Genomic DNA, 25,363 nt, shown 5'->3' with positions numbered 1-25,363 from the left:
AATAGTCTGTGAGACTTTTCGTTCATTGATTAGGGCAAACGCCCGTCCCTCTGCCGGCAGTGAGCAATGACCCCCGAAAGCAAACTTGAAGAACTGTTAATTGACGCCGAGGCCGATGATGAAGTGGTGCAACACAGCCACCCGCGGGTGAGTCGTCCGTGGCTGTTGCTGCTGGGCCTGGTGCTGGTGGCGCTGAATCTGCGCCCGGCGCTGTCGAGCTTGTCGCCGTTGCTGAGCGAGGTGTCCGGCAGCTTGGGGCTGTCGGCCGCCAGGGCGGGGTTGCTGACCACTTTGCCGGTGCTGTGCCTGGGTTTGTTTGCGCCGCTGGCGCCGATCCTGGCGCGACGGTTTGGTGCCGAGCGTGTGGTATTGGGGATTTTGCTGACCCTCGCCGCCGGCATCGTCCTGCGCAGCGCTTTCGGCGAAGCCGGACTGTTTGCCGGCAGCCTGGTCGCCGGCGCGAGCATCGGCATCATCGGCGTGCTGCTGCCGGGCATCGTCAAGCGCGACTTCGCCAGCCAGGCCGGCGCGATGACCGGTGTCTACACCATGGCACTTTGCCTGGGCGCCGCGTTGGCGGCGGGGGCGACGGTGCCGTTGAGTCATTATTTTGGTGACAGCTGGAACATCGGCCTGGGCTTCTGGATGATTCCCGCGTTGGTGGCAGCCCTGTTCTGGCTGCCCCAAGTCGGCCAGAAACATGGGGCGCACCAGGTGGCTTATCGGGTTAAAGGGTTGCTGCGCGACCCGCTGGCCTGGCAGGTGACCTTGTACATGGGCCTGCAGTCGTCCCTGGCGTACATCGTATTTGGCTGGGTGCCGTCGATGCTGATCAGCCGTGGCCTGAGTGCCACCGAGGCCGGCCTGGCGCTGTCCGGTTCAATTATCGTGCAGTTGCTCAGTGCGCTTACCGCGCCGTGGCTGGCCACCCGTGGCAAGGATCAGCGCCTGGCGATCGTGGTGGTGATGCTGCTCACCCTCGGCGGTCTGTTCGGTTGCCTGTATGCACCGCTCGACGGGCTGTGGGGCTGGGCGATCCTGCTGGGCCTCGGCCAGGGCGGCACGTTCAGCCTGGCGCTGACCTTGATCGTACTGCGCTCGCGGGATTCCCACGTCGCCGCCAACCTGTCGGGCATGGCCCAGGGTATCGGTTATACCCTGGCCTCCCTCGGCCCGCTGGCCGTGGGCGTGCTGCACGACTGGACCGGTGGCTGGGGCGCCACCGGTTGGGTATTCGGCGTGATCGGCGTGGGCGCGATCATCACCGGCTGCGGCGCCGGACGTGCGCTGTACGTTGGCGTCACCAGCGAAAAAGCCTGACCCTCCTCAATACAAATGTGGGAGCGGGCTTGCCCGCGATGGCGGTGGGTCAGTGAATAATCCGGTGGCTGGCCCACCGCTTTCGCAGGCAAGCCAGCTCCCACTGGGGATTGATGTTGTCCACCCGTCCTGTGTCTGGCACCGAAAAGTGTGGGAGCGGGCTTGCTCGCGAATGCGGTGTGTCAGTGGATAAATCCGGCGGCCGGCGTTACAGGTACCTTACGGTCAGCGTCACCGAGCCGTCGATGGGTTGCTCTTCGTTCAAGGTCAGGTTCTGGGCTGGGGCTATTACGGCTCCGACCTGCAAGTCGGTGGTGAGTGCTTGTATCGGCAATGGCGTGGTGGTTGTCAAGTCGGCAAAGGCTGTCAGACCGTCGTCCGTAAAAGAGCTTTCACGTTCCCACGTCACACCACCGTCTCTTGAGCCAACGCTTCTGACTGTTGCACCGTCCGCGATGGAGTTGCTCGGGCTGATCGTGACGTAACCCAGTTTTTCACTGCCGTTGATCAGTCCTATACCAAAGTTGTAGTAATCCATGCTGGACTCAGTGTTTTCACGGTTGTCCTTGGCGGCTATCGCAATGAGCGTCGCGGCATCGCAGTTCACCGTCATTTGCAGGTTCTGCCTGGGCAGATAGGTGTGTTGGGCAGGTCGCAGGTCCTTGGCGGAAATCTTGCCGAGATCAACCTCGCCACCGTTGGCCAGGGTTGGTGTACAAGCGCTGGGCGTAATCATGCCTTTGACACTAAGGTCAACGCTTGAGGCGGCAAACGCGCCGCCGCTGACGGCCAGTAGCAGGGCGCCGGTCAGCGTGGTGAAAGTAGTGCGCATGGTGTTGCTCCTTTGACTAGGGAAAGTCGCGGTTGGGAATTACAGGTAAACCACTTCCAGCGTGGCGGAGCCGTCCATCACCACCTCTTGGCTCAAGTCCAGGTTTTGCTTGGCGTTGATCACGGCTTCCAGGATGAAGGTGCTGGTCAGGTTCTGGATCGCCGTGGGCCCGGCGCTGCTGCCGTTCACTTCGGTAAACCCGAGGAGGCTGCGCGAACCCATGTCGATGGGGTTGCTGTTGGAGGTGCGCCAGGCCACGCCATTGGTGGTCGATTCGGTGCCATAAATCACCGGCAAGGCGTCGGCGACGGTCTGTTTGGGATCGAATTTGAGTGAGTACACACCGATCTTGCCGCCGCTGCCGTCGAGGCCGAAGCCGTAGTAAATCTCGCTGTTGACGTAGGCGGTGCCGTCGCGGTTGTCACGCATGCGCAAGGCGTAGCGCCCGGCGCTGTTGCAACTGACGGTGAGGGTCATGGTTTTGAGCGGCAACATCGTGGGCTTGGCCTGATTGAGGTCCTGCTGGGAGATTTTGCCGAAATCCACCAGCCCGCCCGCGGAAAATACCGGCGTGCAGGCCATGGGCGTGATCAGGCCGGTGACGGTCAATTCGGCGGTGGAGGCGGCGTGGGTCGAGCTGACGATACCCAGGAGGGCAAGACTGGCCAGCGATAGACGAACGGTGTTCATGAGCGTGCTCCTAGAGATAGTTGATTTCGAGGGTGGCGGCGCCGTCGAGGCGCACTTCGTTGCCCAGGTCCAGTGAGCCGAGCGGCGCGATGAACGCTTCCAGGCTCGCCGTGGCGCTGAGGTGTTGAATCGAGGAGGGGCCGCTGGTGCTGCCGGCCACGGCGCTGAAACCGATGAAGCGATTGGCGCTGATGGCAATCGGGCTGGCGCTGGCGCTGCTCCAGGGGCCAGTGTCGGCGGCGGCGTCGGTGCGATACAGCGCGCCGTAGCTGTCGGCCGTGGCGCGCGTAGGATCGAAGATCAGCCGGTAGCGACCGATCTTGTGCTGGCGCGAATCGAGCCCCAGGCCGTAAGCCGTGTCATCGGCGCCGCCGGTGGCAGAGCCCTGGCGGTTGTCCTGCATGCGCAAGGTAAAGGCGGTTGGCGCATCGCACGCCACGTTCACCGCCAGGGCCCGGGCGGGCAGGGCGGTGTCGCTGTTCTGGCTCAGATCCAGCACCGACAGTTTGCCGAAGTCCACATGCCCGCCGTTGGACAACAATGGCGTGCAGGCAGCCGGGGCGAAGCGCGCTTGCAGGCGCAGCTCCCGCGAGCGGCCACTGGTGATCGCGTCGAACAGGCCGCCGCTGTCCCAGGTCACCGCATCGCTCACCCGCGCCGCCGCTTCATCGGCCCAGGCGCTGGCGTCAATTTGCAGCGACAGGCTGCGCCCACGCATCGTTACCCCGTCACGCAGCGGCACCACCCCATGCTCCGGGCGCCAGACCAACTGAGTTCCACTGGCCACCGGTGGCTGGCCGCTGCCGGGGATCAGCCCGAGTTCCACGGCGTGGCCATCGACCACCGCCTCGCTGACTTGCAGGCGATAAGTACCCTGTTCGGTAAACCGGTAGCGTTGCGCACTTGCGCCCGGCGCCCGGTAAAACAGACTCAAGTCCTGGACCTGCGGGCAGTTCAACGTGAGGCTGATTCGTCGCTCGCCCAGTAGCCGTTCGGGCGCGGGCGTCACGGCGACCGCGCGGTTCATCAGGCCGAAATCCAGGCGTGATTCGCTCAGGTTCAGCCGACATTCGTCGTCGCCCCAGGCGTTGACGCTCAGCAGCAGAAGCAGCGGCAACAGTGCGCTGTTAAAACCCATGACAATTGTCCTCATGGCTGGCGGCACCGGGCCGCCGCGGTTTCGAAATACACCTCGGGGTCGCCTTTGTCCGGCAACTCGAAGTCCAGGCGGCAAGGCTCGCGGCCGCTGGCCTTGATAAACAGTGGGCGCTGGTCGAACACATTGGGCAGGAACACCTGGCTGCCTTCCTGCACCAGGGTGACGAATTCGCCGTCGCCGGTGCTCACCGCCGCGCCGCGTGGCAACGACGTACCGTCATCGCGGGTCACGCTGAGCAGCGCACGACGGGTGAGGGCCACGCCGAACTCAACCTTGTCCACCGCTCCGCGCCCCGCCGATAACACCGCCAGGCCGTTGCTGATGTCGGCATTGCGCGGCAGCGAACGGGTTTGCACCTCCACCGGGCTGCGGCCATAGGCACTCAGTTGCGGCACCACCGCCTGACCTTGCCAATCGGTCCACACCGGGCCGCTTGGCGTGCTGACCTTGATTCCCGCCATCTCGCCCACCGACATCACGGCAAAGGTGTCGCGCACCGGGTACGGCGAGAAGGTCAGCCCGTCGCCGTGCAGCACCACGCCGCCGCGCGCGCCGCCCTGATAGCTGGCGCGCTCGGCGTCGGAGCGGGTGTAGTTGAAGTCCAGCTGGCTGTAATACGGCAGCGCCGACACGCCGAGGGAGGACTCGACTTCACGGTCGCGGCTGTCGCGTTCCACGCCGACCCGGTAGCTCAGTTGGTCATTGAGTTGCTCGCTCAAGCCTGCGCCGATTCGGTGTTCACCGCCGGCATTGCGTGCCCACGCACGGGCGCGGCGGTTGTCACCCAGGGGCAGGCTGATATTCAGGTAGACGCTGTCGTCACTCTGCTTGCGCCCGCCCACTTGCCATTCGGCGCTGGCCGACACCGACACGCGGCCAACACTGGTGCCCCACGACGCCAGGGCGCGGGTGCTGCCGTCGCCGGTATAGGACGACGAACGCGACATCCCGGCACTGAACGCCCCCAGCATCGGGTGCGACCACGACGCCGTGGCGCTTTGCTGATCGCGATAGCGCGAGCGCCGTTGCTCGCGGGTGTCGGTGGTGTAAGTCGAGTCTTCCAGCTCGCGGTAACCCAGCGAACGCCAGGACGCGGACGTGGTGATCGCCCAGCTGTCCGACAACCGTTGCGACCAGGACAGGTCGGTCTGCAGGCCCTGATCCTTAGCACGCCGGCTGGCCTGCGCACCTTGCACGCCGAACTGCAACTGGCTGTCGCGCCACGGCAACCAGCCCAGGCTAGCCCCCGCCGCGCGGTAATCTTCGGCGCCCAGGACGCCCGCGCTCAGGCTCACCTGCGGGTGCAGCGCGCCGCTCCAGCCGGCGCTGACCACCCAGGGCTCGGCGCCTTCGCTGTCGCCGATCTTGCGCACTTGCCCGGCGGCCACCGAGTAGCCGGGCGCCGGCAGGCCCAGGCCGAGCATCGCTGCGGGCACGGTAAAGCGGCGTTCTTCGCCGTTGGTTTCCTTGACTGTGACTTCAACGTCGGAGCGGCTGTTCAGGCGCCGCACATCGGTCAGCGAGAACGGCCCGGCGGGCACTACCGTGGAATGAATCAACGTGCCGTTCTGGCGAATTTCCACCTGGGCCGGGCTGTTGGCGATACCGTCGATGGTCGCGCCCTGGTTCTGGTCCTGCAACGCGGTTTCGGTCAGCACTTGGGCCCCGGTGATCTGCGCGCCGGCCAGCACCGGGTTGTAGAGGTTGATCTGCCCGGCCTGGAACACCGCCTGCTGAGCGGCAAAGGTGCGTTGCGCGTAGGCGTCCAGGTGGGTGGTGCGTGTTTGGCCATCCTGCCAGGTGCGCACTTGGCGGCTGCGCACGATCCAGTCGCCGGCGTTGAACCCGACTTCGGTATTGGCCGAGCCGAAGCGGTTGCTGTCGTCGCCATATTCGTTGTACAGCCCGGTCAGGTCGTAGTTGAGCAACGCGGCGAAGCCGCCGGTCTGGTAGCCGGAAATATCCTGCAGCGCCGGGCGTATGGCGTCTGTCGGCACCACCAGGGACAGACTCAGGCTGGCCGGCTCCTGCTCGATGACCGTCTGCGGATACAGCTCGAGAAAGCCCAGGCACCGCGTATCGGCCGACGCCTCGGGCAGTTTCAGGTTGCCGGCATCCAGCAGGGCGCGGTCGAAACACAGTGCGCCGGTTTTATCGAAGGTCACGTCGACGCGGCCTCGGCGCTGACCGTTGACGTTAAGGTTGAGGGCGTGGCGGCCGGCGGTGAAACGCGGCGCTTGCAGCAGCAGATTGGCGAGTGCCGGGTCAATGCCGCGTTGGGACAGGGTCTGCGGGTCAAACGAACCGCCGGCTTCATCGGCCAGCGACAGGCCCACCGGCAGCAGTGCCAGGACCAGGCCCGCAAGGAATGGGTGCGTGCGCCCTAGCGAAATGCCGGGCACGGCTTCGCCGTCGCGATCAGTCATGACTGTGCTCACACGTCGTACTCAAGTGATGGAAGCGCGCCGCCGATCCCTCGGAGCGGGCGGGCTTCTGGTGACCTTCTATGGGAGGTCACTTCGTTATCAGGGCGCCGGTGTGAGTCCTTCCGGCGCGGGCATCAGAGCGAAACCGGCGCCTCATAGGGCGCCACGGCGAAGCCGTAGACGGTGGCCGGCTGTAATTGCACGGTGGTGGCCGTGGCCTGAGTGGCGGCCACGCTCAGGGTTTCGCCGGGCAACACATAGGTGCGCGGCAGCAAGGCCGAACCGTTGCCCGGTAGCAGGCGCAGTTCCTGGGCCAGGCGCACCACATACGGCGACGGGTTATGCACGCTGAGCTGGCTGTTTTTAAGGCTCCAGGTCAGGCCGGTCCAGGGTGTGCGGTTCGGCTCCAGGCCCTTGGGATGCAGGATTACCGGCAGGTTCTGGCGCACCGTCACGCCAACCCGCGCATGCCCGGCCTGGGCGGTGGAACGGCCCTGGGGCATGCCCTCGAAAATCACTCGTTTAAGGCGCTGGGTTACCAACGGTTCCGGCGATTGCAGGATGAAGCGGATCAATTGGCTCTTGGAAGGCTCCACGCGGGTCAGCGGCGGCGTGACAAACAGCAACGGCGCCGAGTCTTCGGGAATGTCCTCCAGGGTCACGTGCAGCAAGGCCAGCTTGGAATCGGTGTTGGTCACCGACACCGAGGCTTCGCCGTCGGCCTCGTTGACGATCACCACGGACGTGTCCGGCACCATACCGTCGGCCAGCACCAGGCTCGAACCACCGAGCACCAGGGCCAGACCGCCAACGTAGACGCACAGGTAACGCAGGCCGAGAAACACCCGGACGAAAAAGGAAACATAGGGAATGGACAACATGACTACAGGTACCTCAGGTCAAGCACGATTGAGCCGTCCAGCGGGACCTCTTGATTGAGGGTCAGGTAGGCGGCGGCGTTGATCGACGTATCGATGTGTAAGGTTGCGGTGATCAGCCGATGAGGGTCCGGCACCAGCGTGCCGGGATGGGCAAAGCCCATGTAGTTGTCCGGGTAGGCGTTGGACTCTGGAAACCAGGTCAGGCCGTGGTTACTGGAGGCCAGGACCAGGACCGGCTCGCCGTCACCCATGACATTGCGAAAGGCCAGGGACACCGATCCCAGGCGCTCGGTGGGCGCATGGATATTGTTGCCCAGTCCATAATAAAACCCCGGCCCCACTGACGAGTCGGCGCGATTGTCCACCCCCACCAGCACGTACAACACCGGCTCGTTGCAGCTCACGCTCAGGTCCAGCGTGCGGCTGGGCAAGTCACTGAATTCATATTGATTGAGGCTGCGGGCCGGCACCCTGCCGTGGTCGACGATGCCGTTGTCCGACAGCGTAGGCGTGCAGGCATTGGGGGTGATGGTGCCGGTGACCGTCACCTCGGCGTTGGAAGCGCTGAAGGCGGGCTTGGCCGCCAGGCAGAGAAAACAGAGGGTCACCAGTCGGCTTGAGAGCGTGTTCATGGTCGGGTCTTGGAACCGTGATTAAGGGAACATCTGTGATAACCAGGGCGCGCAACGCCAGGCGCTGCGCGCGTCTGCGTTACAGGTACTTGACGGTCAGGGTCACGGAACCGTCGATGGCGACTTCGTTGGTAAGGGTCAGGCCGTTGGCTGGGGCGATGATCGGAGACAGGGTCAGACTCGACGTGAGCAATTTGACCGGAATCGGCGCGATGGTGGTGGTGTTGGCCACCGAGGTGATGCCTGCATTGGTTAAATAGATGGACCGGGACCAGGTCAAACCGGCGTCGCTCGAGACGATCGGTCCCACTTCCTCGCCGTCGGCAATCAGTGATGACAGGTTCATTGCGAAAGAGCCGAGTTTTTCGCTGCCGTTGATCAGGCCCAGGCCGAACGTGGCCGGGTCGCTTTCAAAGCTCGAACCCGCGCGGTTGTCCTGAGGCTCTATCGCCATCAAAGTCGCGGCATCGCAGGTCACCGTCAGTTGCAAGGTGTGCTCGGGCAATACAGTGCTTTTGTCGACGTTCAAATCCTTGGCGGAAATCTTGCCGATGTCATACACACCGCCACTGGACAAGGTTGGCTCGCACGCACTTGGCGTGATCAGACCTTTCACGGTCAGATCAACGCTGGAGGCGGCCATGGCACTGCCTGCTCCAGACAGTAGCACCATGGCGAAAAGGCTTTTCAACGACGTGTTCATAGTGTGGCTCCTAGGGAGGAAAGGCTAAGCAAGGGGTTACAAATACTTCAGCTGCAGCGTGGCCTGGCCGTCGATGGGCACTTCATCCACCACCGTCAGGTCCTTGGACGGCACGATGACGGTGAAGGCGCGCAACCGTGCGTTCAGCAACTCAATGGCGATCGGCGTATTGGGGCCGTCGGCGGCGGCGAACGAGGTCAACGCCTCATGCCCCAGATACGGGTTGACGACCCAGTTGACGCCGCCATTGCGCGAAACGATGGTCTTGACCGCCACCGCGTCGGCTATCGGCTCGAACAGAGCGAACGCGACGCTGCCCAGTTTCTGGTCGTCATTGATCATTCCCAGGCCGTGGTGCGCGGCGTTGATGGCCGAGGTGCCGGCCCGGTTATCGAAGGTGGTCAGGGTAAAAAAGGTCGCCCCTTCGCAAATCACTTCAAGTTGCATTTCAGCCGGGTCAAGCAGCGTGGGCCTGACCTGCTCGAGGTCCTTGGCGGTCAACTTGCCGTGGTCGATCACCCCGTCGTTGGACAGGCGCGGCGTGCATGAGCTGGGCGTGATGCTGCCGGTCACACTGAGGTCGATGCTGCTGGCGGCGAGCGCGCCAGGTGTGCAGGTCGCCAGCAGCAGGGCAAAGGCGGCGCGGGTGGTTTTCTCCATGGGCACGATTCCTTGTGATGCAGTGGTGGGGGCGTGGTTTGGACGTGGTGCCGTTTCTCAATCAGCCCTGATTCAAGGGATTGAGGGCACGCCCTGCTTCCAGGGAAAGCGGAAAGGAATTTATCGCCGGTGCCGTTCGGGAGGAATGCAACAAATACGAAACTGCACGGCCAATGCGCGCCACGTTGGGCGCGCTCGGCTTTTTATTGCTATAGGTACTTGACGGTGAGGGTCACGGAGCCGTCGATGGCGACTTCGTTGGTAAGCGTCAGGCTGTTGGCGGGGGCGATTGCAGCGCTGAGGTTTAAGTCAGCGGTCAATAGTTTCACCGGCACGGGGGTCAGGGTCGTGGTATCGGCCACCGAGGCGATGCTGTCGTTGCGCAAGCGCCGTTCACTGGTCCAGGTCAGACCACCGTCCGCTGAGGCGATAGCCCGACCTGGCACTCCGTCGGCCAGCAGTGAGCTGAGCCAGATTTCCAGAAAGCCGAGCTTTTCCGTACCGTTGATCAGGCCCAGCCCGAAGCGTGGAGGCACATCATCGGAACTCGTTCCTGGGCGATTGTCCTTAGGCTCGATGGCCATCAGCGTTGCGGCGTCGCAGGTGACGGTCATTTGCATTACGTGGTCCCCCACGGCAGTGAGGTCGTCGACATTCAGATCCTTGGCCGAAATCTTGCCGATGTCATACACGCCACCGCTGGACAGCGTCGGCTCACAGGCGCTCGGCGTGATCAAGCCACGCACGCTCAGGTCGACGCTGGAAGCGGCCATGGCGGTGCCGGCACTGGTCAGCATCAGGGCGGTTATCAGGGTTTTCAAAGCAGTGTTCATGGTTTGGCTCCTAGGGGGGAGAGGTGTACAAACGGATTACAGGGACTTCAGTTGCAGCGTGACCGGGCCCTCGATGGGCACTTCATCGCGCACGGTCAGGTGGTCCGCCGGCGCGATGAAGGTGAAGGCCCGCGGGCGTAGAGGGGCTAGAGGTAAATCACATCCACCGTGACACTGCCGTCCAAGGGTATTTCTTCGGTCACCGTCAGGGTTCTGAGCGGTGCAATTGAGGCGCGTATGCGCAGGTCCACGGTCACATTGCCAACGGGCTTTGGCGCGTTTACGCCGTTGAGGTGTTCGCCGAACGCAAGCCAGGCCGTGTGCTGGAAGTAGCTGCCAACGGGGTTGGCGATCCAGAGTTGGCCACGGTCAATCGAGAAAAGCGGAATGACTTCGGTATCGGCGACGGGGTTGAACACCTCGAAGCGGTAGTTGCCCAGCTTCTGGTTGGGGTCGCCATTGGCAATGCCCAGTCCGTATAGATGGGAATGGTCGTAGTAGGCGGTACCTACTCGGTTGTCCTTGCCATGCAGCGCGAACAATGTCGGCGCTTCACAAATCAGGCTCAGCCCAAGATTGGCGTCGGGCAAGGGAGTCGTTGAGTTGAGGCTCAGATCCTTGGCGGCGACCTTACCGAAGTCGACGATTCCGCCTTGAGTGATGGAGGGCACGCAGGCGCTTGGCGTAATGCTGCCTTTGACCGTCAGGTCCACGCTGCTGGCGGCCTGCACGAAGGTGCAGCCAGCGATCAGCAGGGCGCCGACCAGGGGGGTGAATAGGGCGTTCATTGGAAAGGAATTCCTGTGCAAGGTGTAAGGGACAGATAGGGTGCGCGGGTGAGTTGCCCTTGGTTTTAGGGTTGTGAGGGGCACGCGCTGCTTCTAGGGAAAGCGGGGAGAATTTATCGCCGGTGCCGACCGGCTGGAATGCAACAAGTACGAATGTGCCGTGTGAGCGCGTGTGTGGGCGCGCAATCCGTGCACGCTCCGCTTTACCGCTACAGGTACTTGACGGTCAGGGTCACGGAGCCGTCGATGGCGACTTCGTTGGTAAGCGTCAGGCTGTTGGCGGGGGCTATCGATGCTGAAAGGCTCAGGTCTGTCGTGAGCAATTTCACGGGGATCGGCGCCATGGTGGTGGTGTCGGCCACAGAGGTGATGGTGTCGTTCGCCAAGCTGGGCTTGCGAGCCCAGGTCAGGCCACCGTCCGCAGAACCAATCGGGCGACCTTCAACCCCGTCGGCCAGCATGGAAGAGAGCCACATTTCCAGGAATCCGAGCTTTTCGGTGCCGTTGATCAAGCCCAGCCCGAATCGCGTGTTTACGTCATCGGAGGAGGAGCCTGCGCGGTTATCCTGCGGCTCAAGCGCCATCAAGGTTGCGGCGTCGCACGTGACGGTCAGTTGCAAAATGTGTTCGCCTAAATTGGTGATGTCATCGGCGTTGAGGTCTTTGGCCGAAATCTTGCCGATTTCATACACGCCGCCGCTGGACAGTGTTGGTTCACAGGCGCTGGGCGTGATCAAACCGCGCACGCTCAGGTCGACGCTGGAGGCGGCCATGGCGGTGCTGGCGCCGGCCAGCAACAGGGTGGTTATCAGGGTTTTAGCAGTGTTCATTGTTTGGCTCCTAGGGGGGAGAGGCATAAAAACGGATTACAGGGACTTCAGTTGCAGCGTGACCTGACCGTCGATGGGGACTTCATCGAGTACGGTCAGGGGTCGGCTGGCGCGATCAGGTCGGTGCTGCTGGCGGTGATCGCCGCGGCACGGCGAGCGTGGGTGCGGTGAGTCGATGCATGGACACTGATCCTTGGGCGGTGGTTAGAGGTAAAACAGTTCCACCGTGGCCGACCCGTCCAGTGCAACTTCTTCGGTCAGGGTCAGGCCGCTGGTGGGTGCAATGTAGGTGTACACATTGAGTGCGCTGGTGACGGTTTGCAGGGCGACCGGCGCCGGAAGCCCGGCTTCAGAATTGCCGAATGCGCTCATTTGGTTTGGGCTCAGCCAGGTTCCGTCGGGGAACTGCCACCAACTCTCGCCGTTGTCGAGGGACATCAGCGGGTACAGCGCCACGCCGGGCGATACCGGCGTATCGATAATCAGGAAGTAATTGCCCAGGCGCTGGTCTCCGTTAATCAGGCCCAGGCCAAAGGTGTTCTCTCTATCATCGTCGTAGGCGGTGCCTGCGCGGTTGTCCCGACCACGCAGCGCAAACAGCGTGGGCCCGGCGCAGCTGACGCCCAACTGCAGGTTTACGCGCGGCAGGGTGGTCATGGTGTCGACGTTCAGATCCTTGGCGGCGAGCCTGCCGTAATCGACCACGCCGCCCTGGCTCAAGGTGGGTGTGCAGGCGCTGGGTACGATCAGACCTGTCACGGTGAGGTCGACGCTGCTGGCGGCGAATGCTTCCTGAGTGAGCGCTAGCAGTAGCAGCGCAGCAGGCCTGCGGAGGTTGAGCCTGCCCATCACAAGTACCTCAGCTCAAGGGTGGCAGAGCCATCCAGCGAGATCGTTTCGCCTGTGGGAATCAGGTGTTTTGAAAAGATTGTCGGCGATACCAGCATGTCCAGCGAAACGTCCTTGACGGGCGTGGGGGCCAACTGGCCTGTGAGTGTTTTGGCAAACGCTAGCAGCGTGCGGGGGTACCAGTTCTGGATCGTTGGATAAGCCTCCCAGCTCGCGCCATTGTCCTTGGAGTAGATCGCATGGACGTTTTGGTTGTCAGCGATGACGTTTCTCGTAATCAGGCTGAAGTTGGCGATCCACCAGGTGGGGCTGGTAAACCCCATTGCAAAATAAATACCGCCGTCGGGATGGTTGTTGTCAATGGAGTACAGTCCGAACAAGCTGGGGGAGTCGCAACTTACCGCCAGTTTGAAGGTGGCTGGCAGCAGTGCCGTACCAAAGTCGTCCAGGTCCTGCATCGAGATCTTGCCGTAATCCACTGTGCCGTCGTTGCTGATACTCGGCAGGCAGGCGCTTGGCGTTATGGCACCGGTGACGGCCAGGTCGACGCTGCTGGCGGCGAGTGCCCAAGGGCAACCGGCGAGCAGCAGCACCCCGGTTAAGGCGGCGATTGAGGCTTTCATTGGCGAACGTATTCCTTTGCAAGGCGTAAGGGACAGATAGGGGGTGCGGGTGAGTTGCCCTTGGTTTTAGGGTTATGAGGGGCACGCGCTGCTTCTAGGGAAAGCGGGGAGAATTTATCGCCGGTGCCGACCGGGTGGAATGCAACAAGTACGAATATGCCCGGCGAATGCGCGCCTGGGCGTGCATCCGTGCACGCTTTCGTTTTTACCGCTACAGATAGTTCATGGTCAGGGTGACGGAGCCGTCGATGGGCACTTGTTCGGTCAGGGTCAGCGTGGCGGCGGGGGCGATGGTTGGCAGGATGTGCAGGTCGGCGGTCATGAGCTTGAACGGTAACGGCATCAGCGGAACACTGCCGTCGGAGACCGAGGTCATGTAATGGTGTGACATCACGGGGGACGGTGCCCAGGTGCCCATATCCGCAGAGCCGATCGGGCGTGCCGCGACGCTGTCGGCCACGACTGAGCTCATCTCCAGGTTCATGTTGCCGAGCTTTTCGTTGCCGTTGATCAAGCCCAGCCCGAACTTGATGGGGGAGGCGCTATCGGAGCTGGAGCCGAGGCGGTTGTCGGTGGGTTGCAGCGCCACCAATGTCAGCGCGTCGCAACTTACGGTCAGTTGCATAAGGTGCGCGGGTAAGGCGGTGGGCCGGTCCTTGTTCAACGCTTTGGCGGCAATCTTGCCCAGGTCGTACACGCCGCCATTGGACAGGCTGGGTTCACACGCGCTCGGGGTGATCAGCCCAGTGACGCTGAGTTCGACACTGGAGGCCGCGATGGCGCTGCCGGCGGCGCCGAGTAACAGTGTGCCGAACAGGTAAGAAAGTGATTGGCTCATGAGTGTGCTCCGACGTGCAACGGGGTTAAGGGTGGCAGCCTCGTCGAGCAAGTGAGCACTGCCATAAATGGCCGGCGAACGGTATGGCCTGATCACAACAGGAAAAATGCAACTATTACGAGAGTTCTGCTGGGCGCTGATAAGGGGCAGGTCGCGATAAATGGCTTTGCATTTACTTGGAAAAACCGGCGTTGTCGTAGTTGTTGTATCGCGACGATTCAATCATTCGGATATTTTTCGCCCTCTTTCAACGCGGTTAATTCACTCAATTGAGTGATCCGCTTTTATAGCGCGCAACCCCCTCTAGCGATACCGTGCTCCAAGGCGGGCCTGGAAACATGTTGCTGCGCGTGAGGGGCAGCATGCCGGGCAATTCCAAAAGGCCGGGCACAACACCCAGTGAAGCGTCGTCCTCTTCCAATGGCGACGCGCTGACCGGCCGGCGGCAGGCGCGGGTGCTGGTGGTTGACGACCATGGCCTGTATCGCGCATTCATGGGGGTCCTGCTCGATGCGTTGGGTGTGCGCCACGTCCTGTGCAGCGATGCGCACAGTGCGTTGCGGGCGCTGGCGGACGAGCACTTTGACCTGATCATCAGCGACTGCCGTATGCCGGTGATGGACGGTTACGCGATGACCCGAGAACTTCGGCGCCTGGAACGCGAAGGCGGGCGAGCGCGAATACCAGTGGTTGCGTTGACCGGGCGCATGGGCCCGGAAGAAATCCGCCGCTGCGTGGAATGCGGGATGGACGGCTGGCTGCTCAAACCCATCGGCGTTGAACAATTGCGCGACGTGCTGTGCGATTGGCTACCCATGTCGACTCCTGAGCCCGCCTCTCATGTCAATACCTCAACGCCGCGTCCGCCTGGCTTCGCCAGCCGCGAAAGCCTGATCGCCGCGTTTGGCTCATGGGAGCTGGTAGAGCCAATGTTGTGCAAATTGATTCAGGAAGCCAATGAGGACCTTGAGGCGCTATGGCAAGCCCAGGCGGCCGAAGACGAACACGCCACCACTCAACACCTGCATCGACTGGTGGGCAGCGTGGCCTTTCTGGGCGCTACAACGCTGGAATACCGTGCCGTGCGCTTGATTGATCGTGTGCACCTGAGCGGTGTGGCGGCTAACCACAGTGCGCTCGGCCGCTTCTACCAAGACATCGAAATTTACTTGAATTATCTATATAAGCTCTAGCCGCTAGTTGCATCTGAAGGAAAACTTCCGTTTGTGTGTAGTACTTTTCTGTATGTCATTTCTTTTAATTTTGTAGGCATTGGTGTAGGGCCCTTAAAACACGGGCTGCGTCGCAAAACAGGTGTTTTATTGCTAGTTGTTACAAAAGCAGTGTCAGGGTATTTTGGTGCTACCTAATTGCCATCATGGAAAATACGATGATTCGCATCATTATTGCCGACGACCACCCTATTGTGCGTGTCGGGCAAAAAGTAGTTATTGAAGCGAGCGGCAAGTGCAAAGTAGTGGGCGAGGCCGACGGCCCCGATCAACTGCTGGCCTTGCTCAAGTGCACACCGTGTGACGTGATCGTGACGGATTTCGCGATGCCGGGTGATCAGCAGGTGGATGGTTATGGCCTGCTGGGGTTATTGCATCGTCAGTACCCCAAGGTGCCGATGATTGTGGTGACCATGTTCGCCAACGTCGCCACGTTGCGCGCGGCCATGGCCCATGGCGCGAAATCGGTACTGGCCAAAAGCGCCTCGGCGCGTGAGTTGCCCCAGGCTATCCATTCTGTGTACCAGGGGCGCACCTTCATCAGCGAGTGCCTGCGCGTGCAACTGGAGCAGGCCTGCGTGGCGCAGCCAACCCAGGCGCCTCGGCTATCGGGCAAGGAACAGGAGGTGGTGCGCCTGCTGGCCAGCGGCCTGACGGTGAGCGAGATCGCCGCGCGGGCCAATCGCAGCATTTCCACCATCAGCAAGCAGAAGAGCACGGCGATGCAGCGTTTGTGCATTTCCACGGATGTGGATTTGTTTGCGTATGCGCGGGATGTGGGGATGGTGCCATGAAGTGGCGATGAAGTTACGAATTGATAGGGGCGCGCGTTAATTAAATTTTTGCGTCACTTTGGAAGTTCGTATTAGTTGTATGTTGGTAGTTATGCGCACGCTTTAGATTATCGAGCTGTTGCTACTGTTCGCAGTGGTAATAGTTAAACATCCCTAGTCTAATTATTCGAATCGAACGCATTGGGTTGTCGTCGTTTGCGCGCGGCTGCCCGGTGTGTGCAGATTCAAAGTGAGCATAAACAATGAAGAACTCAATATTCACGGCTGCCTTATTGTTGGCCGGTGTTTCCAATGTACTTGCGGCGTCCAGTGTAGACCTGAGCGTCACCGGTGCTATCACGCCGGCGGCCTGTACGCCTGCCCTGTCGGGAGGCGGGGTGGTGGACCATGGCAAGATTTCGTTCAGTGACCTGAACCCGGTTCCGAGTCGTGACACTGCCTTGCCCGTCGCGTCCCTGGCACTGAGCGTCAATTGCACGGCCGCCACGCTGTTTGCGATCAAGAGCAGCGATAACCGCGGCGGAACATCTGCTGAGCCAGGCGCTGGCTTGTCCAGTTTTGGTCTGGGTCTGGTCAACGGCGACAAGAAGGTGGGTTGGTACACCTTGAAAACGAGCAGTTCCCTGGCCGATGGGGTTTCGCAACCCGTGATCGAATCCGCTGATGGGAAGGTCTGGTTCAACGCCCCCGAAGATACCCAGATCTGGCAGCCCGATTGGATGCGCGCCTTCAACGCTGGCACCGGCACCAATCCCGCACCGCTGCCGGTACAGGCCATGACATCGGATCTGTTGATACAGACCACGATCTTGCGTAAGGACCAACTGCCCACCGGCCAGGAACTCCAGCTTGACGGCAGCGCTACCCTGGACGTCGTCTACCTGTAACTCCCGCCCTACCTCCAAAGCCATGTTCATTCCGTCGATGAATGAACATGGCCTTCTGCGCCCGCGCAGACTATCGTGCAGCCCTACCGATAAAAAACACGGAAGCCGCCGCATGAGTGACGCCCACACCGCCCTGATTACTCACTTCTACGAGGCTTTCCAACGCCTTGACGCCGAAGCCATGGCCGCCTGCTACACGGACGACATAGTGTTCAGCGACCCGGCGTTCGGCGAATTGCGCGGCCGCGACGCCGGCGACATGTGGCGCATGCTCACCACGCGGGCCAAGGATTTCTCGCTGACCTTCGACAACGTGCGCAGCGACGAGCGCACGGGTGGCGCGCATTGGGTCGCGACCTACCTGTTCAGCGCCACCGGCAACACGGTGGTCAACGATATCCAGGCGCGCTTCGTGTTCCGCGATGGCAAGATCTGCGAGCACCACGATCATTTCGACCTGTGGCGCTGGTCGCGCCAGGCCCTGGGTACCAAAGGCCTGCTGCTGGGTTGGACGCCGCTGGTGAAAAACGCCGTGCGTGCCCAGGCCAACAAGGGCCTGAAGGCATTCCAGGCCAGTCGTTGATAAACTCGGCGCTTCTTCTGGTTGATTGAATCCTCGCCGTGACTGACCCCGTTGAACCCAAACCCTGGTACGTCTACCTGGTGCGCGCCGCCAATGGCGCGCTGTATTGCGGCATCAGCAACGACCCGGTGCGCCGCTTTGCCTCGCATCAGCGCGGCAAGGGCGCACGATTCTTTTTGTCCAGCCCGGCGGTGGCGCTGGTGTACACCGAGCAATGCGCGAGCAAGGGCGAGGCGCTGCGCCAGGAACGGCTGATCAAAAAGCTCAAGAAGAGCGCCAAGGAGTGTCTGGCGGCGAGTGGTTCATTGATCTGACTGATGGTTCTACCAATTGCTATTAAAAGCTACCGAGAGCTACCAAGTTTTGGTATCTATTAGTATTGTTTGATAGAGATCACTTTCTATGGACCGTTCAGATGGATCCCTACCGCAACCCTTTTGCGCCAGGCGCCGGAAGCCGCCCCCCCGAGCTCGCCGGCCGCGATAAAATCCTCGAAAATGCAAGAATCTCTTGCGGCCGGGCAATCCTGGGACGTAATACGCGGTCCATGATGTTGCTCGGGCTGCGTGGCACCGGGAAGACGGTGTTACTCAATGAGATCGCGAGAGTAGCGGAGGAAGAAGGTCTGCTGGTTTCCAAAGTGGAAGCTCCGGAACATGAAAGCCTTGCCCGGCTGCTCTATCCCCAAATGCGCAAGGTGATGCGCTCGCTGTCAGGCGTCGAGGCCGCCAAACACATTGCTGTTCGAGGGCTGCAGGGGCTTCGCGGTTTTGCGGCTATTTTCAGGATTGAAGTCGCGGGCGTCGAAGTGGGTGTCGAACCTGAGCCAGGGCTTGCCGACAGCGGTGATCTTCAGTACGACCTTCCCGAATTGTTTTCCGTCATCGGAAGAGCCGCCAAAGCTGCGGGAAGAGGCTGGATTCTGCTGATTGATGAAGTCCAATACCTGTCCGATGCGGACCTCTCTGCGTTGATTGTTTCGATTCATCGCATGTCTCAGGAGGGCTTGCCCATTCTGCTTGTGGGAGCAGGGCTTCCGCAGGTAGCTCGTCTTGCAGGAGAGGCGAAGTCATATGCCGAACGGCTTTTTCTCTACCCTGGCTTGGGGGCGCTCGATTCGGTTGACGCCGCTCAGGCGGTAGAAAAACCGGTGATTGAGGAAGATGCGTCGATTGCCCCTGATGCGCTCGCGACGATTGTCGAGCGCACACGTGGCTACCCGTTCTTCCTTCAAGAATGGGCATCTATCGCATGGAACAACGCCGAGGGCCCGCAGATTACGGCGGAGGATGTAAACCACTCTTATGCAGAGACGTTGGCAACACTTGATGCGGGGTTCTTCAGGGTTCGCCTTGATCGATTGACCAAAGCGGAAGTCCAGTTTGTGAAAACCATGTCGGATTTAGGCGACGGTCCATACGCCATGGCCGACATAGCGAAGGCAATGGGACGCGCCCAGTCATCCTTGGGGCCAACCCGAGCAAAGATCATTGCCAAGGGAATGATCTACAGCACCGATCACGGATACCTGGATTTTACCGTCCCGCTGTTTGCCGATTACATGCGACGCCAGGGTGGGGCGTTGCCATGACACCCCTGCATTGATCTGACTGATAGCTTCCCATCACACCACCCGAGACGGTTGCGCGCTAAGCTGCAGGTTCATTTTGCCAAGTGGACCCGCGCATGTCTGAGCTCATCCTGCACCACTACCCTACATCCCCCTTCGCGGAAAAAGCCCGACTGCTGCTGGGTTTCAAAGGCTTGTCCTGGCATTCGGTGCACGTCTCGCCGGTGATGCCCAAGCCGGACCTGACTGCCCTGACCGGCGGCTACCGTAAAACCCCGGTGTTGCAGGTCGGCGCCGATATCTATTGCGACACGGCCCTGATCGCGCGCCGCCTGGAACAGGAAAAAGCCGCGCCGGCGCTGTTCCCCTTGGGCCAGGAAATGATCACCCAAACCTTCGCCACCTGGGCCGACAGCGTGGTATTCGCCCATGCGGTTAGCCTGGTGTTCCAGCCGGAGTCGGTGGCGGTGCGCTTCGGCAAATTGCCGCCGGAAGCGATCAAGGCGTTCCTCGCCGACCGTGCTGCGCTGTTCAGCGGCGGCACCGCGAGCAAACTGCCGATCGAAGTGGCCAAGCACCAGTGGCCGGCGATGATGGCGCGGTTGGAGCAGCAGTTGCAGCGTGAGTCGGGAGATTACTTGTTCGGCGAGCCGTCGATTGCCGACTTCGCCATGGCCCACCCGTTGTGGTTCCTCAAGGCGACGCCGGTCACCGCGCCGTTGGTGGATGCGTACCCGGCGGTAGTTGCGTGGCTGGCGCGAGTACTCGGTTTTGGACATGGCACGGCGAGCCCGATGAGCGCCGAACAGGCGCTGGACATTGCGCGCGACGCCACGCCGGCGGCGCTGCCGGATGAACGCTTTGAAGACCTGAATGGCTTCCGGGCCGGCCAGCAGGTGACCATCAGCGCCATCGATTACGGCGTCGATCCGGTTGCCGGGGAACTGCTGTTTGCCGGGCGCGAGGCGCTGATCCTGCGCCGCACCGACCCACGTGCCGGCACCGTGCATGTGCATTTCCCGCGTTTCGGTTTCCGCATCCAGGCGCAGTAATCCCAGCCAGTGATCGTTCCCGCGCTCTGCGTGGGAATGCAGCCATGGACGCTCTGCGTCTGCTTCTAAAGCGGGACGCGGAGCGTCCCAATAGGCATTACCACGCGGAGCGTGGGAACGATCTATGCGATCTGCGAAAATTATTTTGAAAATCAGGTGAGGTAAACCCGCCGCTCACTCGTGTAGTGCTTGAAACTGCGATCAATTCGCATTAACAGCTTTTCTACACGGGTTCTCACAGCATGAAGTCGACGGCGGGCGGTTGGGTTAAACAGTGGTTGGGAGCCTCGGTTTTGGCGGTATCGGGGCTGGCGTTACTGCCCCTGGGCACGGCATGGGCGCAAGAGCAACAAAGCGCCCAGTTCAACTTTGCCTTGGCCGCCAAACCTCTGCCCCAGGCCCTGAGTGATTTCAGCCGCGTGACCGGGATCAGCGTGATCTACACCGATGAAGCACCCTACGGGCTGAACGCGCCTGCGGTCAGCGGCCGGATGAGTGCGCCCCAGGCCCTGCAACGCCTGCTCGGCAACAGCGGCTTTACCTTCCGCCAGATCGATGCGCGCACCCTGGCCCTCGAGCCCGTGCCCACCGACGGCGCGGTCAACCTGGGCGCCACCACCATCAGTGGCGTTGGCCAGCAAACCCAGGACTCCACCAGCTATCAGCCACCACCCACCAGTTCGGTGATGCGTTCGCGCGCGCCGCTGCTGGAAACCCCTCAAACCGTCAACGTGGTGCCGGCCCAAGTGCTGCGCGACCAGACCCCGCGCAACCTGGATGACGCCTTGGGCAATATCAGCGGCATCACCCAGGCCAACACCTTGGCCAGTACCCAGGACGCAGTGATGCTGCGCGGCTTTGGCGACAACCGTAATGGCTCGATCATGCGTGACGGCATGCCGGTGGTGCAGGGCCGTGCGCTGAACGCCACGGCCGAGCGCGTCGAGGTGCTCAAGGGTCCATCGTCGTTGCTGTATGGCATCCAGGACCCGGGCGGCGTGGTGAATATCGTCAGCAAAAAGCCTGAGCTGGTGCAGTCCACCGCCCTGACCGTGCGCGGCTCCACCTTCGGCGACGGCAAGAACGGCAGCGGCGGCAGCCTCGACACCACCGGCCCGATTGGCGATAGCGGCCTGGCGTACCGGTTGATCGTCGATCATGAAGACGAAGACTACTGGCGCAACTTCGGTACACACCGCGAGACTTTGGTGGCGCCGTCCCTGGCCTGGTTCGGCGACAGCACCCGATTGCTGTTCGCCTACGAGCACCGCGAATTTCTCTCGCCGTTCGACCGGGGCACCGCCATCGACAAGTCCAATCACCCGCTGGACATCCCATCCACCCGCCGCCTGGATGAACCCTTCAACAACATGGAGGGCCGGTCCGACCTGTACCGCTTCGAAGCCGACCATGACCTGAATGACGACTGGAAGGCCCACTTCGGCTACAGCTGGAACCGCGAAACCTACGACGCCAGCCAAGTGCGCGTCAGTGCCGTGAATACCAACGGCACCCTGACCCGCAGGATGGATGGCACCCAGGGCGCGATCACCACCGACCGCTTCACCACCGCCAGCTTCGAAGGCAAGGTGAATGTGTTCGGCCTGCAGAACGACCTGGTGTTCGGCCTGGACGACGAGTACCGCAAGATTTATCGCGCCGACCTGATTCGTCAGAATTCGCGCGGCGCCTTCAACTACAACAATCCGGTGTACGGCAACGAAGTCGCGGGCACCACCGTCAGCGCCGCCGACAGCGCCCAGACCGACCTGCTGCGCAGCGACTCGCTGTTCTTCCAGGACGCGATTCACCTCACCGACCAGTGGATTTTCGTCGCCGGTGCGCGCTATCAGATGTACGACCAGTACGCCGGCAAGGGCGTGCCGTTCAAGGCCAACACCGATGGCAAGGGCCAGGCCTGGGTGCCGCGCGCCGGCCTGGTGTATCGCTACACCGACGAACTGTCGTTTTACGGCAGCTACACCGAGTCGTTCAAACCCAACTCCACGATCGCGGCGCTGAACGATGGCAGCACCTTAACCGGTGACCTCACGCCAGAGGAGTCCAAGTCCTGGGAACTGGGGGCCAAGCTCGATATTCCAGGGCGCATTACCGCCAGCGCGGCGTTGTTCACGATCAACAAGCGTAACGTGCTGGTGTCGGTGGGTTCCGGCGCGAACACGGTCTACAGCATCGCCGGCCAGGTGCGCTCCCGGGGCCTGGAACTCGACGCCAGCGGCCAGTTGACCGACCAGTGGAGCCTGATCGGCAGCTACGCCTACACCGATGCCGAAGACATCAAGGACAACGACCCAACGCTTGAAGGCAACCGCCTGCAAAACGTCGCCAAGCACACCGGCTCGCTGTCGGTGGCTTATGATTTTGGCAACGTGTTTGGTGGCGATCAATTGCGAGTGGGCACGGGCGCGCGGTATGTCGGCGAACGCGCAGGCGATGCGGCCAACGACTTCAACCTGCCGGGGTACACGGTAGCGGATGCGTTCGCCACCTACGACACGCGGATCGATGGGCAGAAGGTCAAGTTCCAGCTCAACGTGAAGAACCTGTTCGACCGCACCTATTACACCTCGGCGGCCAGCCGGTTTTTTGTGTCGTTGGGTGACGCGCGGCAGGTGTCGCTTTCAAGCACCCTGGAGTTCTAACACTCGATAGAGATCCTGTGGCGAGCGGGCTTGCCCCGCGTTGGGGTGCGAAGCGCCCCCAATGAAGACGAATGGGGTGTATCAGATACGCCTCTGTGCCTGGTTTGGGGCTGCTTCGCAGCCCAACGCGGGGCAAGCCCGCTCGCCACAACAAGCCCGCTCGCCACAAGGGTTAGGAGCTGCTAGCGTTGCAGGCACTGATGGTTTGGCGGAAACAATATTGATGCACTTTGGACGATGGCTGCACCTGCTGTGCCTTGGCTTTTTACTCGGCGGCTGCGCCAGCGTTTCGCAAACATCCACCCCGGCGATCCTCGATCAGTTGCTGGCCGATCCGGCGCTGCAAGGCGCCACCGTCTCCCTGACGGTGCGCGACGCCCGCACCGGCAACACTCTCTACCAGCACAACCCGTACACGCGCCTGGTTCCCGCGTCCAACCTGAAATTGCTGACCACGGCGGCGGCGATGGATGTGCTGGGCCCGCAGTACCGGTTCTCGACCCAGTTGTTAAGCAACGGTACACAACAAGGCGAGCGCCTGAGCGGCGATCTTTACCTGCGCGGCCTGGGCGACCCGACCACGCAGTTCGCCGATTACCAGGCGCTGGCCGACCAACTGGCGCGCTTGGGCGTGCGCCAGGTGCAAGGCGACCTGGTGTTCGATGACACCTGGTTCGACGCTGAACGCCTGGGGGTCGATTGGGCCCAGGACGACGAAAGCACCTACTACGGCGCGCAGATTTCAGCGCTGACCGTGTCGCCTAACACGGATTTCGATGCCGGCACCTTGATCGTCACGGCCACAGCGCCGGTTGGGCTCGGCCAGCCTGTCAGCGTTCAGGTGTTTCCTTCCACCGATTACATGCAAATCAACAATCGTGCGGTCAGCGGCCCGGGTGACACCTACAGTGTCACCCGCCAGCACGGCACCAACCTGCTGCAACTCACGGGCGCGCTGGCGCCGGGCAAGCAACGCCGGGAATGGGTCAGTGTGTGGGAGCCGACGCAACTGGTGGCCAATTTGTTCGAACAGGCGCTGGCGCAGCAGGGCATCAAGGTGCTGGGCCGGCGCGTGATCGGCGGGACGAGCCCGGCTACCGCGACGGTCCTGGCAGAGCACCAATCGGCGCCGTTGCAGGAGCTGATCACGCCACTGCTCAAACTCTCCAACAACAACATGTCCGAAGCGCTGCTCAAGGCCATGGGGCGTCAGACCGCCAATGCGGGCACCGCCCAGGCAGGGGTGGCAGCGGTGGCGGCGTTCATGAAACGCCAGGGGCTGGACCCGGCGACACTGAGCCAGGTGGACGGCTCGGGCCTGTCGCGGCGCAACCTGGTGTCGTCGCAACACCTGAGCGACCTGCTGCTGGCGACTGCCCGGCAACCCTGGTTCAACACTTGGTACAACGCCCTGCCAATTGCCGGCAACGCGGACCGCATGACCGGTGGCAGCCTGCGCTATCGCCTTCGCGGGACGGCCGCCGAGAACAACCTGCACGGCAAGACCGGCTCCATGGCCGGCGTGTCATCGTTGAGCGGGTACCTCAGCGATGCCGAGGGGCGGCGCCTGGTGCTTTCAATGATCAGCAACAATTACCTGGGCGACGCCGCGCCGATCCGTGCCCTGGAAGATCGCGTAGCCCTGGCCCTCGCGACTTGGCACCAATGACTCAAGGCTGATAGCCCATCCGCCAACTGACGGCCCGGGTCGCTGCCAGCAAACGCTGCGCCGCCGGGCCGTCTTCATCGGCATGGAACAACGAGGTGGGGCCGACCACCGTCATCACGGCGGCCACCTGCCCGATGGCGTTGAACACCGGTGCAGACAGCGCATCCACGCCGGGCATCAACAGGCCATGCACAAAATGCAGGCCACGGGCGCGAATCTGTTCGCACGTGGTGGCGTAGGCCCGGTCGTTTGCCAGCGCGTGGGCGGTACCGGCCTGAATCTCGCGCTCCCGCAATTCGACGGTTTCCCGGGTCGGCAGGAAAGCGCTGAACACCAGCCCGGTGGACGAACTGAGCAGCGGCAGCACCGAACCCAACTGCGTCACCACCGTTACCGCGCGCACCGCCGGCTCGATCTGCACGACCGTTGCGCCCTGGTTGCCCCACACCGCCAGAAAGCACGTTTCATTGAGCTCATCGCGCAGCTCCGCCAGGGGCAGGGCGCCGACTTTCAATACGTCCATGCTGCCCAGCGCCGCCAGACCCACGCGCAAGGCTTCGCGGCCCAGGCCGTAATGGTTGGTGGCGGCGTTCTGCTCGGCAAAGCCTGAGGCAATCAGCGCCTGCAAATACCGATGCACCTTGCTGGCGGGCATCTGCACATGGTCGGCCAGGCGCGACAGCGACGTGGCGGGCGACAGTTCGGCCAGGGCCTTGAGGATGTCGGTGCCCACTTCGGCCGAGCGGACTTTCTGTTTACCGGTGTCGCGGGGCTTTTCCATGGAGGGGCGAGAATCCGAGAGATGAATGGGCGTCTTTATAGCTTGACGGTGGATAGCGATCAAATTAC

The 25,363-nt window shown here is 62.0% G+C and carries 25 protein-coding genes; 10 read left to right on the top strand and 15 right to left on the bottom strand.

Going from position 1 to position 25,363, the window contains the following annotated elements:
* Positions 1 to 66 precede the first annotated feature (66 nt).
* On the top strand, positions 67 to 1,320 hold the full coding sequence (locus ACLH0H_RS04015) for a CynX/NimT family MFS transporter (protein WP_411381078.1): 1,254 nt from the start codon (positions 67 to 69) through the stop codon (positions 1,318 to 1,320).
* Between the two features lie 208 nt (positions 1,321 to 1,528).
* On the opposite strand, the gene ACLH0H_RS04010 is transcribed toward ACLH0H_RS04015, so the two are convergent.
* The 14 genes from ACLH0H_RS04010 to ACLH0H_RS03945 all read right to left on the bottom strand — a co-directional run bounded on the left by ACLH0H_RS04010 (position 1,529) and on the right by ACLH0H_RS03945 (position 14,064).
* Positions 1,529 to 2,152, bottom strand: a complete 624-nt coding sequence (locus ACLH0H_RS04010) for a DUF1120 domain-containing protein (RefSeq protein ID WP_411381077.1) — start codon at positions 2,150 to 2,152, stop codon at positions 1,529 to 1,531.
* Positions 2,153 to 2,191: 39 nt separating this feature from the next.
* Positions 2,192 to 2,842 (bottom strand): DUF1120 domain-containing protein, encoded by a 651-nt coding sequence (locus ACLH0H_RS04005; protein ID WP_411381076.1) that lies wholly within the window; start codon positions 2,840 to 2,842, stop codon positions 2,192 to 2,194.
* Positions 2,843 to 2,852: 10 nt separating this feature from the next.
* Positions 2,853 to 3,980, bottom strand: a complete 1,128-nt coding sequence (locus ACLH0H_RS04000) for a DUF1120 domain-containing protein (RefSeq protein WP_411381075.1) — start codon at positions 3,978 to 3,980, stop codon at positions 2,853 to 2,855.
* Between the two features lie 11 nt (positions 3,981 to 3,991).
* Positions 3,992 to 6,427 (bottom strand): fimbria/pilus outer membrane usher protein, encoded by a 2,436-nt coding sequence (locus ACLH0H_RS03995; protein ID WP_411381074.1) that lies wholly within the window; start codon positions 6,425 to 6,427, stop codon positions 3,992 to 3,994.
* A gap of 134 nt (positions 6,428 to 6,561) precedes the next feature.
* The gene (locus ACLH0H_RS03990) at positions 6,562 to 7,308 is read right to left on the bottom strand and encodes a fimbria/pilus chaperone family protein (protein ID WP_411381073.1); all 747 of its coding nucleotides are present in this window, start codon (positions 7,306 to 7,308) and stop codon (positions 6,562 to 6,564) included.
* Between the two features lie 2 nt (positions 7,309 to 7,310).
* Positions 7,311 to 7,940, bottom strand: coding sequence for a DUF1120 domain-containing protein (locus ACLH0H_RS03985; protein WP_411381072.1), 630 nt, complete (start codon positions 7,938 to 7,940; stop codon positions 7,311 to 7,313).
* Between the two features lie 79 nt (positions 7,941 to 8,019).
* Entirely contained in the window at positions 8,020 to 8,643 is a 624-nt protein-coding gene (locus tag ACLH0H_RS03980; RefSeq protein ID WP_411381071.1) for a DUF1120 domain-containing protein, read from the bottom strand.
* A 36-nt stretch (positions 8,644 to 8,679) separates the two neighbouring features.
* Entirely contained in the window at positions 8,680 to 9,303 is a 624-nt protein-coding gene (locus tag ACLH0H_RS03975; protein ID WP_411381070.1) for a DUF1120 domain-containing protein, read from the bottom strand.
* 209 nt (positions 9,304 to 9,512) lie between these two features.
* Positions 9,513 to 10,136 (bottom strand): DUF1120 domain-containing protein, encoded by a 624-nt coding sequence (locus ACLH0H_RS03970; RefSeq protein WP_411381069.1) that lies wholly within the window; start codon positions 10,134 to 10,136, stop codon positions 9,513 to 9,515.
* A gap of 146 nt (positions 10,137 to 10,282) precedes the next feature.
* Positions 10,283 to 10,924, bottom strand: a complete 642-nt coding sequence (locus ACLH0H_RS03965; protein WP_411381068.1) for a DUF1120 domain-containing protein — start codon at positions 10,922 to 10,924, stop codon at positions 10,283 to 10,285.
* A gap of 209 nt (positions 10,925 to 11,133) precedes the next feature.
* Positions 11,134 to 11,754: a DUF1120 domain-containing protein gene (locus tag ACLH0H_RS03960; protein ID WP_411381067.1), complete on the bottom strand. Its 621-nt coding sequence runs from the start codon at positions 11,752 to 11,754 to the stop codon at positions 11,134 to 11,136.
* A 204-nt stretch (positions 11,755 to 11,958) separates the two neighbouring features.
* Positions 11,959 to 12,603 (bottom strand): DUF1120 domain-containing protein, encoded by a 645-nt coding sequence (locus tag ACLH0H_RS03955; protein ID WP_411381066.1) that lies wholly within the window; start codon positions 12,601 to 12,603, stop codon positions 11,959 to 11,961.
* On the bottom strand, positions 12,603 to 13,226 hold the full coding sequence (locus ACLH0H_RS03950) for a DUF1120 domain-containing protein (protein ID WP_411381065.1): 624 nt from the start codon (positions 13,224 to 13,226) through the stop codon (positions 12,603 to 12,605). Before ACLH0H_RS03950 ends, ACLH0H_RS03955 begins: the two co-directional genes overlap by 1 nt.
* A gap of 211 nt (positions 13,227 to 13,437) precedes the next feature.
* A complete protein-coding gene (locus tag ACLH0H_RS03945; RefSeq protein WP_411381064.1) occupies positions 13,438 to 14,064 on the bottom strand; it encodes a DUF1120 domain-containing protein in 627 nt (208 codons plus the stop codon).
* Positions 14,065 to 14,402: 338 nt separating this feature from the next.
* On the opposite strand from ACLH0H_RS03945, the gene ACLH0H_RS03940 reads away from it, so the two are divergent.
* From ACLH0H_RS03940 to dacB, 9 genes are all read left to right on the top strand, one after another.
* Positions 14,403 to 15,257 (top strand): response regulator, encoded by an 855-nt coding sequence (locus ACLH0H_RS03940; protein ID WP_411381063.1) that lies wholly within the window; start codon positions 14,403 to 14,405, stop codon positions 15,255 to 15,257.
* Positions 15,258 to 15,454: 197 nt separating this feature from the next.
* A complete protein-coding gene (locus ACLH0H_RS03935) occupies positions 15,455 to 16,090 on the top strand; it encodes a response regulator (protein ID WP_411381062.1) in 636 nt (211 codons plus the stop codon).
* Between the two features lie 242 nt (positions 16,091 to 16,332).
* Positions 16,333 to 16,977: a DUF1120 domain-containing protein gene (locus tag ACLH0H_RS03930; RefSeq protein WP_411381061.1), complete on the top strand. Its 645-nt coding sequence runs from the start codon at positions 16,333 to 16,335 to the stop codon at positions 16,975 to 16,977.
* A gap of 112 nt (positions 16,978 to 17,089) precedes the next feature.
* Positions 17,090 to 17,560 carry a nuclear transport factor 2 family protein gene (locus tag ACLH0H_RS03925; RefSeq protein ID WP_411381060.1) on the top strand — a complete coding sequence of 157 codons (471 nt, stop codon included), beginning with the start codon at positions 17,090 to 17,092 and terminating at the stop codon, positions 17,558 to 17,560.
* 38 nt (positions 17,561 to 17,598) lie between these two features.
* The gene (locus ACLH0H_RS03920) at positions 17,599 to 17,874 is read left to right on the top strand and encodes a GIY-YIG nuclease family protein (RefSeq protein WP_076951294.1); all 276 of its coding nucleotides are present in this window, start codon (positions 17,599 to 17,601) and stop codon (positions 17,872 to 17,874) included.
* Positions 17,875 to 17,975: 101 nt separating this feature from the next.
* The gene (locus tag ACLH0H_RS03915; RefSeq protein WP_411381059.1) at positions 17,976 to 19,151 is read left to right on the top strand and encodes an ATP-binding protein; all 1,176 of its coding nucleotides are present in this window, start codon (positions 17,976 to 17,978) and stop codon (positions 19,149 to 19,151) included.
* 95 nt (positions 19,152 to 19,246) lie between these two features.
* The gene (locus tag ACLH0H_RS03910) at positions 19,247 to 20,182 is read left to right on the top strand and encodes a glutathione S-transferase family protein (RefSeq protein WP_411381058.1); all 936 of its coding nucleotides are present in this window, start codon (positions 19,247 to 19,249) and stop codon (positions 20,180 to 20,182) included.
* A 242-nt stretch (positions 20,183 to 20,424) separates the two neighbouring features.
* A complete protein-coding gene (locus tag ACLH0H_RS03905) occupies positions 20,425 to 22,845 on the top strand; it encodes a TonB-dependent siderophore receptor (protein WP_411381057.1) in 2,421 nt (806 codons plus the stop codon).
* Between the two features lie 223 nt (positions 22,846 to 23,068).
* Positions 23,069 to 24,514, top strand: a complete 1,446-nt coding sequence (dacB, locus tag ACLH0H_RS03900; protein WP_411381056.1) for a D-alanyl-D-alanine carboxypeptidase/D-alanyl-D-alanine-endopeptidase — start codon at positions 23,069 to 23,071, stop codon at positions 24,512 to 24,514.
* 1 nt (position 24,515) lies between these two features.
* On the opposite strand, the gene ACLH0H_RS03895 is transcribed toward dacB, so the two are convergent.
* Positions 24,516 to 25,295 carry an IclR family transcriptional regulator gene (locus tag ACLH0H_RS03895; RefSeq protein WP_411381055.1) on the bottom strand — a complete coding sequence of 260 codons (780 nt, stop codon included), beginning with the start codon at positions 25,293 to 25,295 and terminating at the stop codon, positions 24,516 to 24,518.
* Positions 25,296 to 25,363 lie beyond the last annotated feature (68 nt).

The organism is Pseudomonas sp. MPB26, assembly GCF_046605355.1.
In the GTDB taxonomy this organism is placed as follows: domain Bacteria; phylum Pseudomonadota; class Gammaproteobacteria; order Pseudomonadales; family Pseudomonadaceae; genus Aquipseudomonas; species Aquipseudomonas cedrina.
The sequence above is the reverse complement of the archived record's forward strand: the minus strand, read 5'-3'. Positions and strand labels throughout refer to the sequence as shown.

Coding starts and splice junctions, on each gene's coding strand:
- ACLH0H_RS03895 (WP_411381055.1), bottom strand. CDS start 25,295: ATGGAAAAGCCCCGCGACACCGGTAAACAGAAAGTCCGCTCGGCCGAA.
- ACLH0H_RS03935 (WP_411381062.1), top strand. CDS start 15,455: ATGATTCGCATCATTATTGCCGACGACCACCCTATTGTGCGTGTCGGG.
- ACLH0H_RS04015 (WP_411381078.1), top strand. CDS start 67: ATGACCCCCGAAAGCAAACTTGAAGAACTGTTAATTGACGCCGAGGCC.
- dacB (WP_411381056.1), top strand. CDS start 23,069: ATGCACTTTGGACGATGGCTGCACCTGCTGTGCCTTGGCTTTTTACTC.
- ACLH0H_RS04005 (WP_411381076.1), bottom strand. CDS start 2,842: ATGAACACCGTTCGTCTATCGCTGGCCAGTCTTGCCCTCCTGGGTATC.
- ACLH0H_RS03985 (WP_411381072.1), bottom strand. CDS start 7,940: ATGAACACGCTCTCAAGCCGACTGGTGACCCTCTGTTTTCTCTGCCTG.
- ACLH0H_RS03945 (WP_411381064.1), bottom strand. CDS start 14,064: ATGAGCCAATCACTTTCTTACCTGTTCGGCACACTGTTACTCGGCGCC.
- ACLH0H_RS04010 (WP_411381077.1), bottom strand. CDS start 2,152: ATGCGCACTACTTTCACCACGCTGACCGGCGCCCTGCTACTGGCCGTC.
- ACLH0H_RS03965 (WP_411381068.1), bottom strand. CDS start 10,924: ATGAACGCCCTATTCACCCCCCTGGTCGGCGCCCTGCTGATCGCTGGC.
- ACLH0H_RS04000 (WP_411381075.1), bottom strand. CDS start 3,980: ATGGGTTTTAACAGCGCACTGTTGCCGCTGCTTCTGCTGCTGAGCGTC.
- ACLH0H_RS03955 (WP_411381066.1), bottom strand. CDS start 12,603: ATGGGCAGGCTCAACCTCCGCAGGCCTGCTGCGCTGCTACTGCTAGCG.
- ACLH0H_RS03995 (WP_411381074.1), bottom strand. CDS start 6,427: ATGACTGATCGCGACGGCGAAGCCGTGCCCGGCATTTCGCTAGGGCGC.
- ACLH0H_RS03960 (WP_411381067.1), bottom strand. CDS start 11,754: ATGAACACTGCTAAAACCCTGATAACCACCCTGTTGCTGGCCGGCGCC.
- ACLH0H_RS03910 (WP_411381058.1), top strand. CDS start 19,247: ATGTCTGAGCTCATCCTGCACCACTACCCTACATCCCCCTTCGCGGAA.
- ACLH0H_RS03930 (WP_411381061.1), top strand. CDS start 16,333: ATGAAGAACTCAATATTCACGGCTGCCTTATTGTTGGCCGGTGTTTCC.
- ACLH0H_RS03990 (WP_411381073.1), bottom strand. CDS start 7,308: ATGTTGTCCATTCCCTATGTTTCCTTTTTCGTCCGGGTGTTTCTCGGC.
- ACLH0H_RS03940 (WP_411381063.1), top strand. CDS start 14,403: ATGTTGCTGCGCGTGAGGGGCAGCATGCCGGGCAATTCCAAAAGGCCG.
- ACLH0H_RS03980 (WP_411381071.1), bottom strand. CDS start 8,643: ATGAACACGTCGTTGAAAAGCCTTTTCGCCATGGTGCTACTGTCTGGA.
- ACLH0H_RS03915 (WP_411381059.1), top strand. CDS start 17,976: ATGGATCCCTACCGCAACCCTTTTGCGCCAGGCGCCGGAAGCCGCCCC.
- ACLH0H_RS03925 (WP_411381060.1), top strand. CDS start 17,090: ATGAGTGACGCCCACACCGCCCTGATTACTCACTTCTACGAGGCTTTC.
- ACLH0H_RS03970 (WP_411381069.1), bottom strand. CDS start 10,136: ATGAACACTGCTTTGAAAACCCTGATAACCGCCCTGATGCTGACCAGT.
- ACLH0H_RS03950 (WP_411381065.1), bottom strand. CDS start 13,226: ATGAAAGCCTCAATCGCCGCCTTAACCGGGGTGCTGCTGCTCGCCGGT.
- ACLH0H_RS03975 (WP_411381070.1), bottom strand. CDS start 9,303: ATGGAGAAAACCACCCGCGCCGCCTTTGCCCTGCTGCTGGCGACCTGC.
- ACLH0H_RS03905 (WP_411381057.1), top strand. CDS start 20,425: ATGAAGTCGACGGCGGGCGGTTGGGTTAAACAGTGGTTGGGAGCCTCG.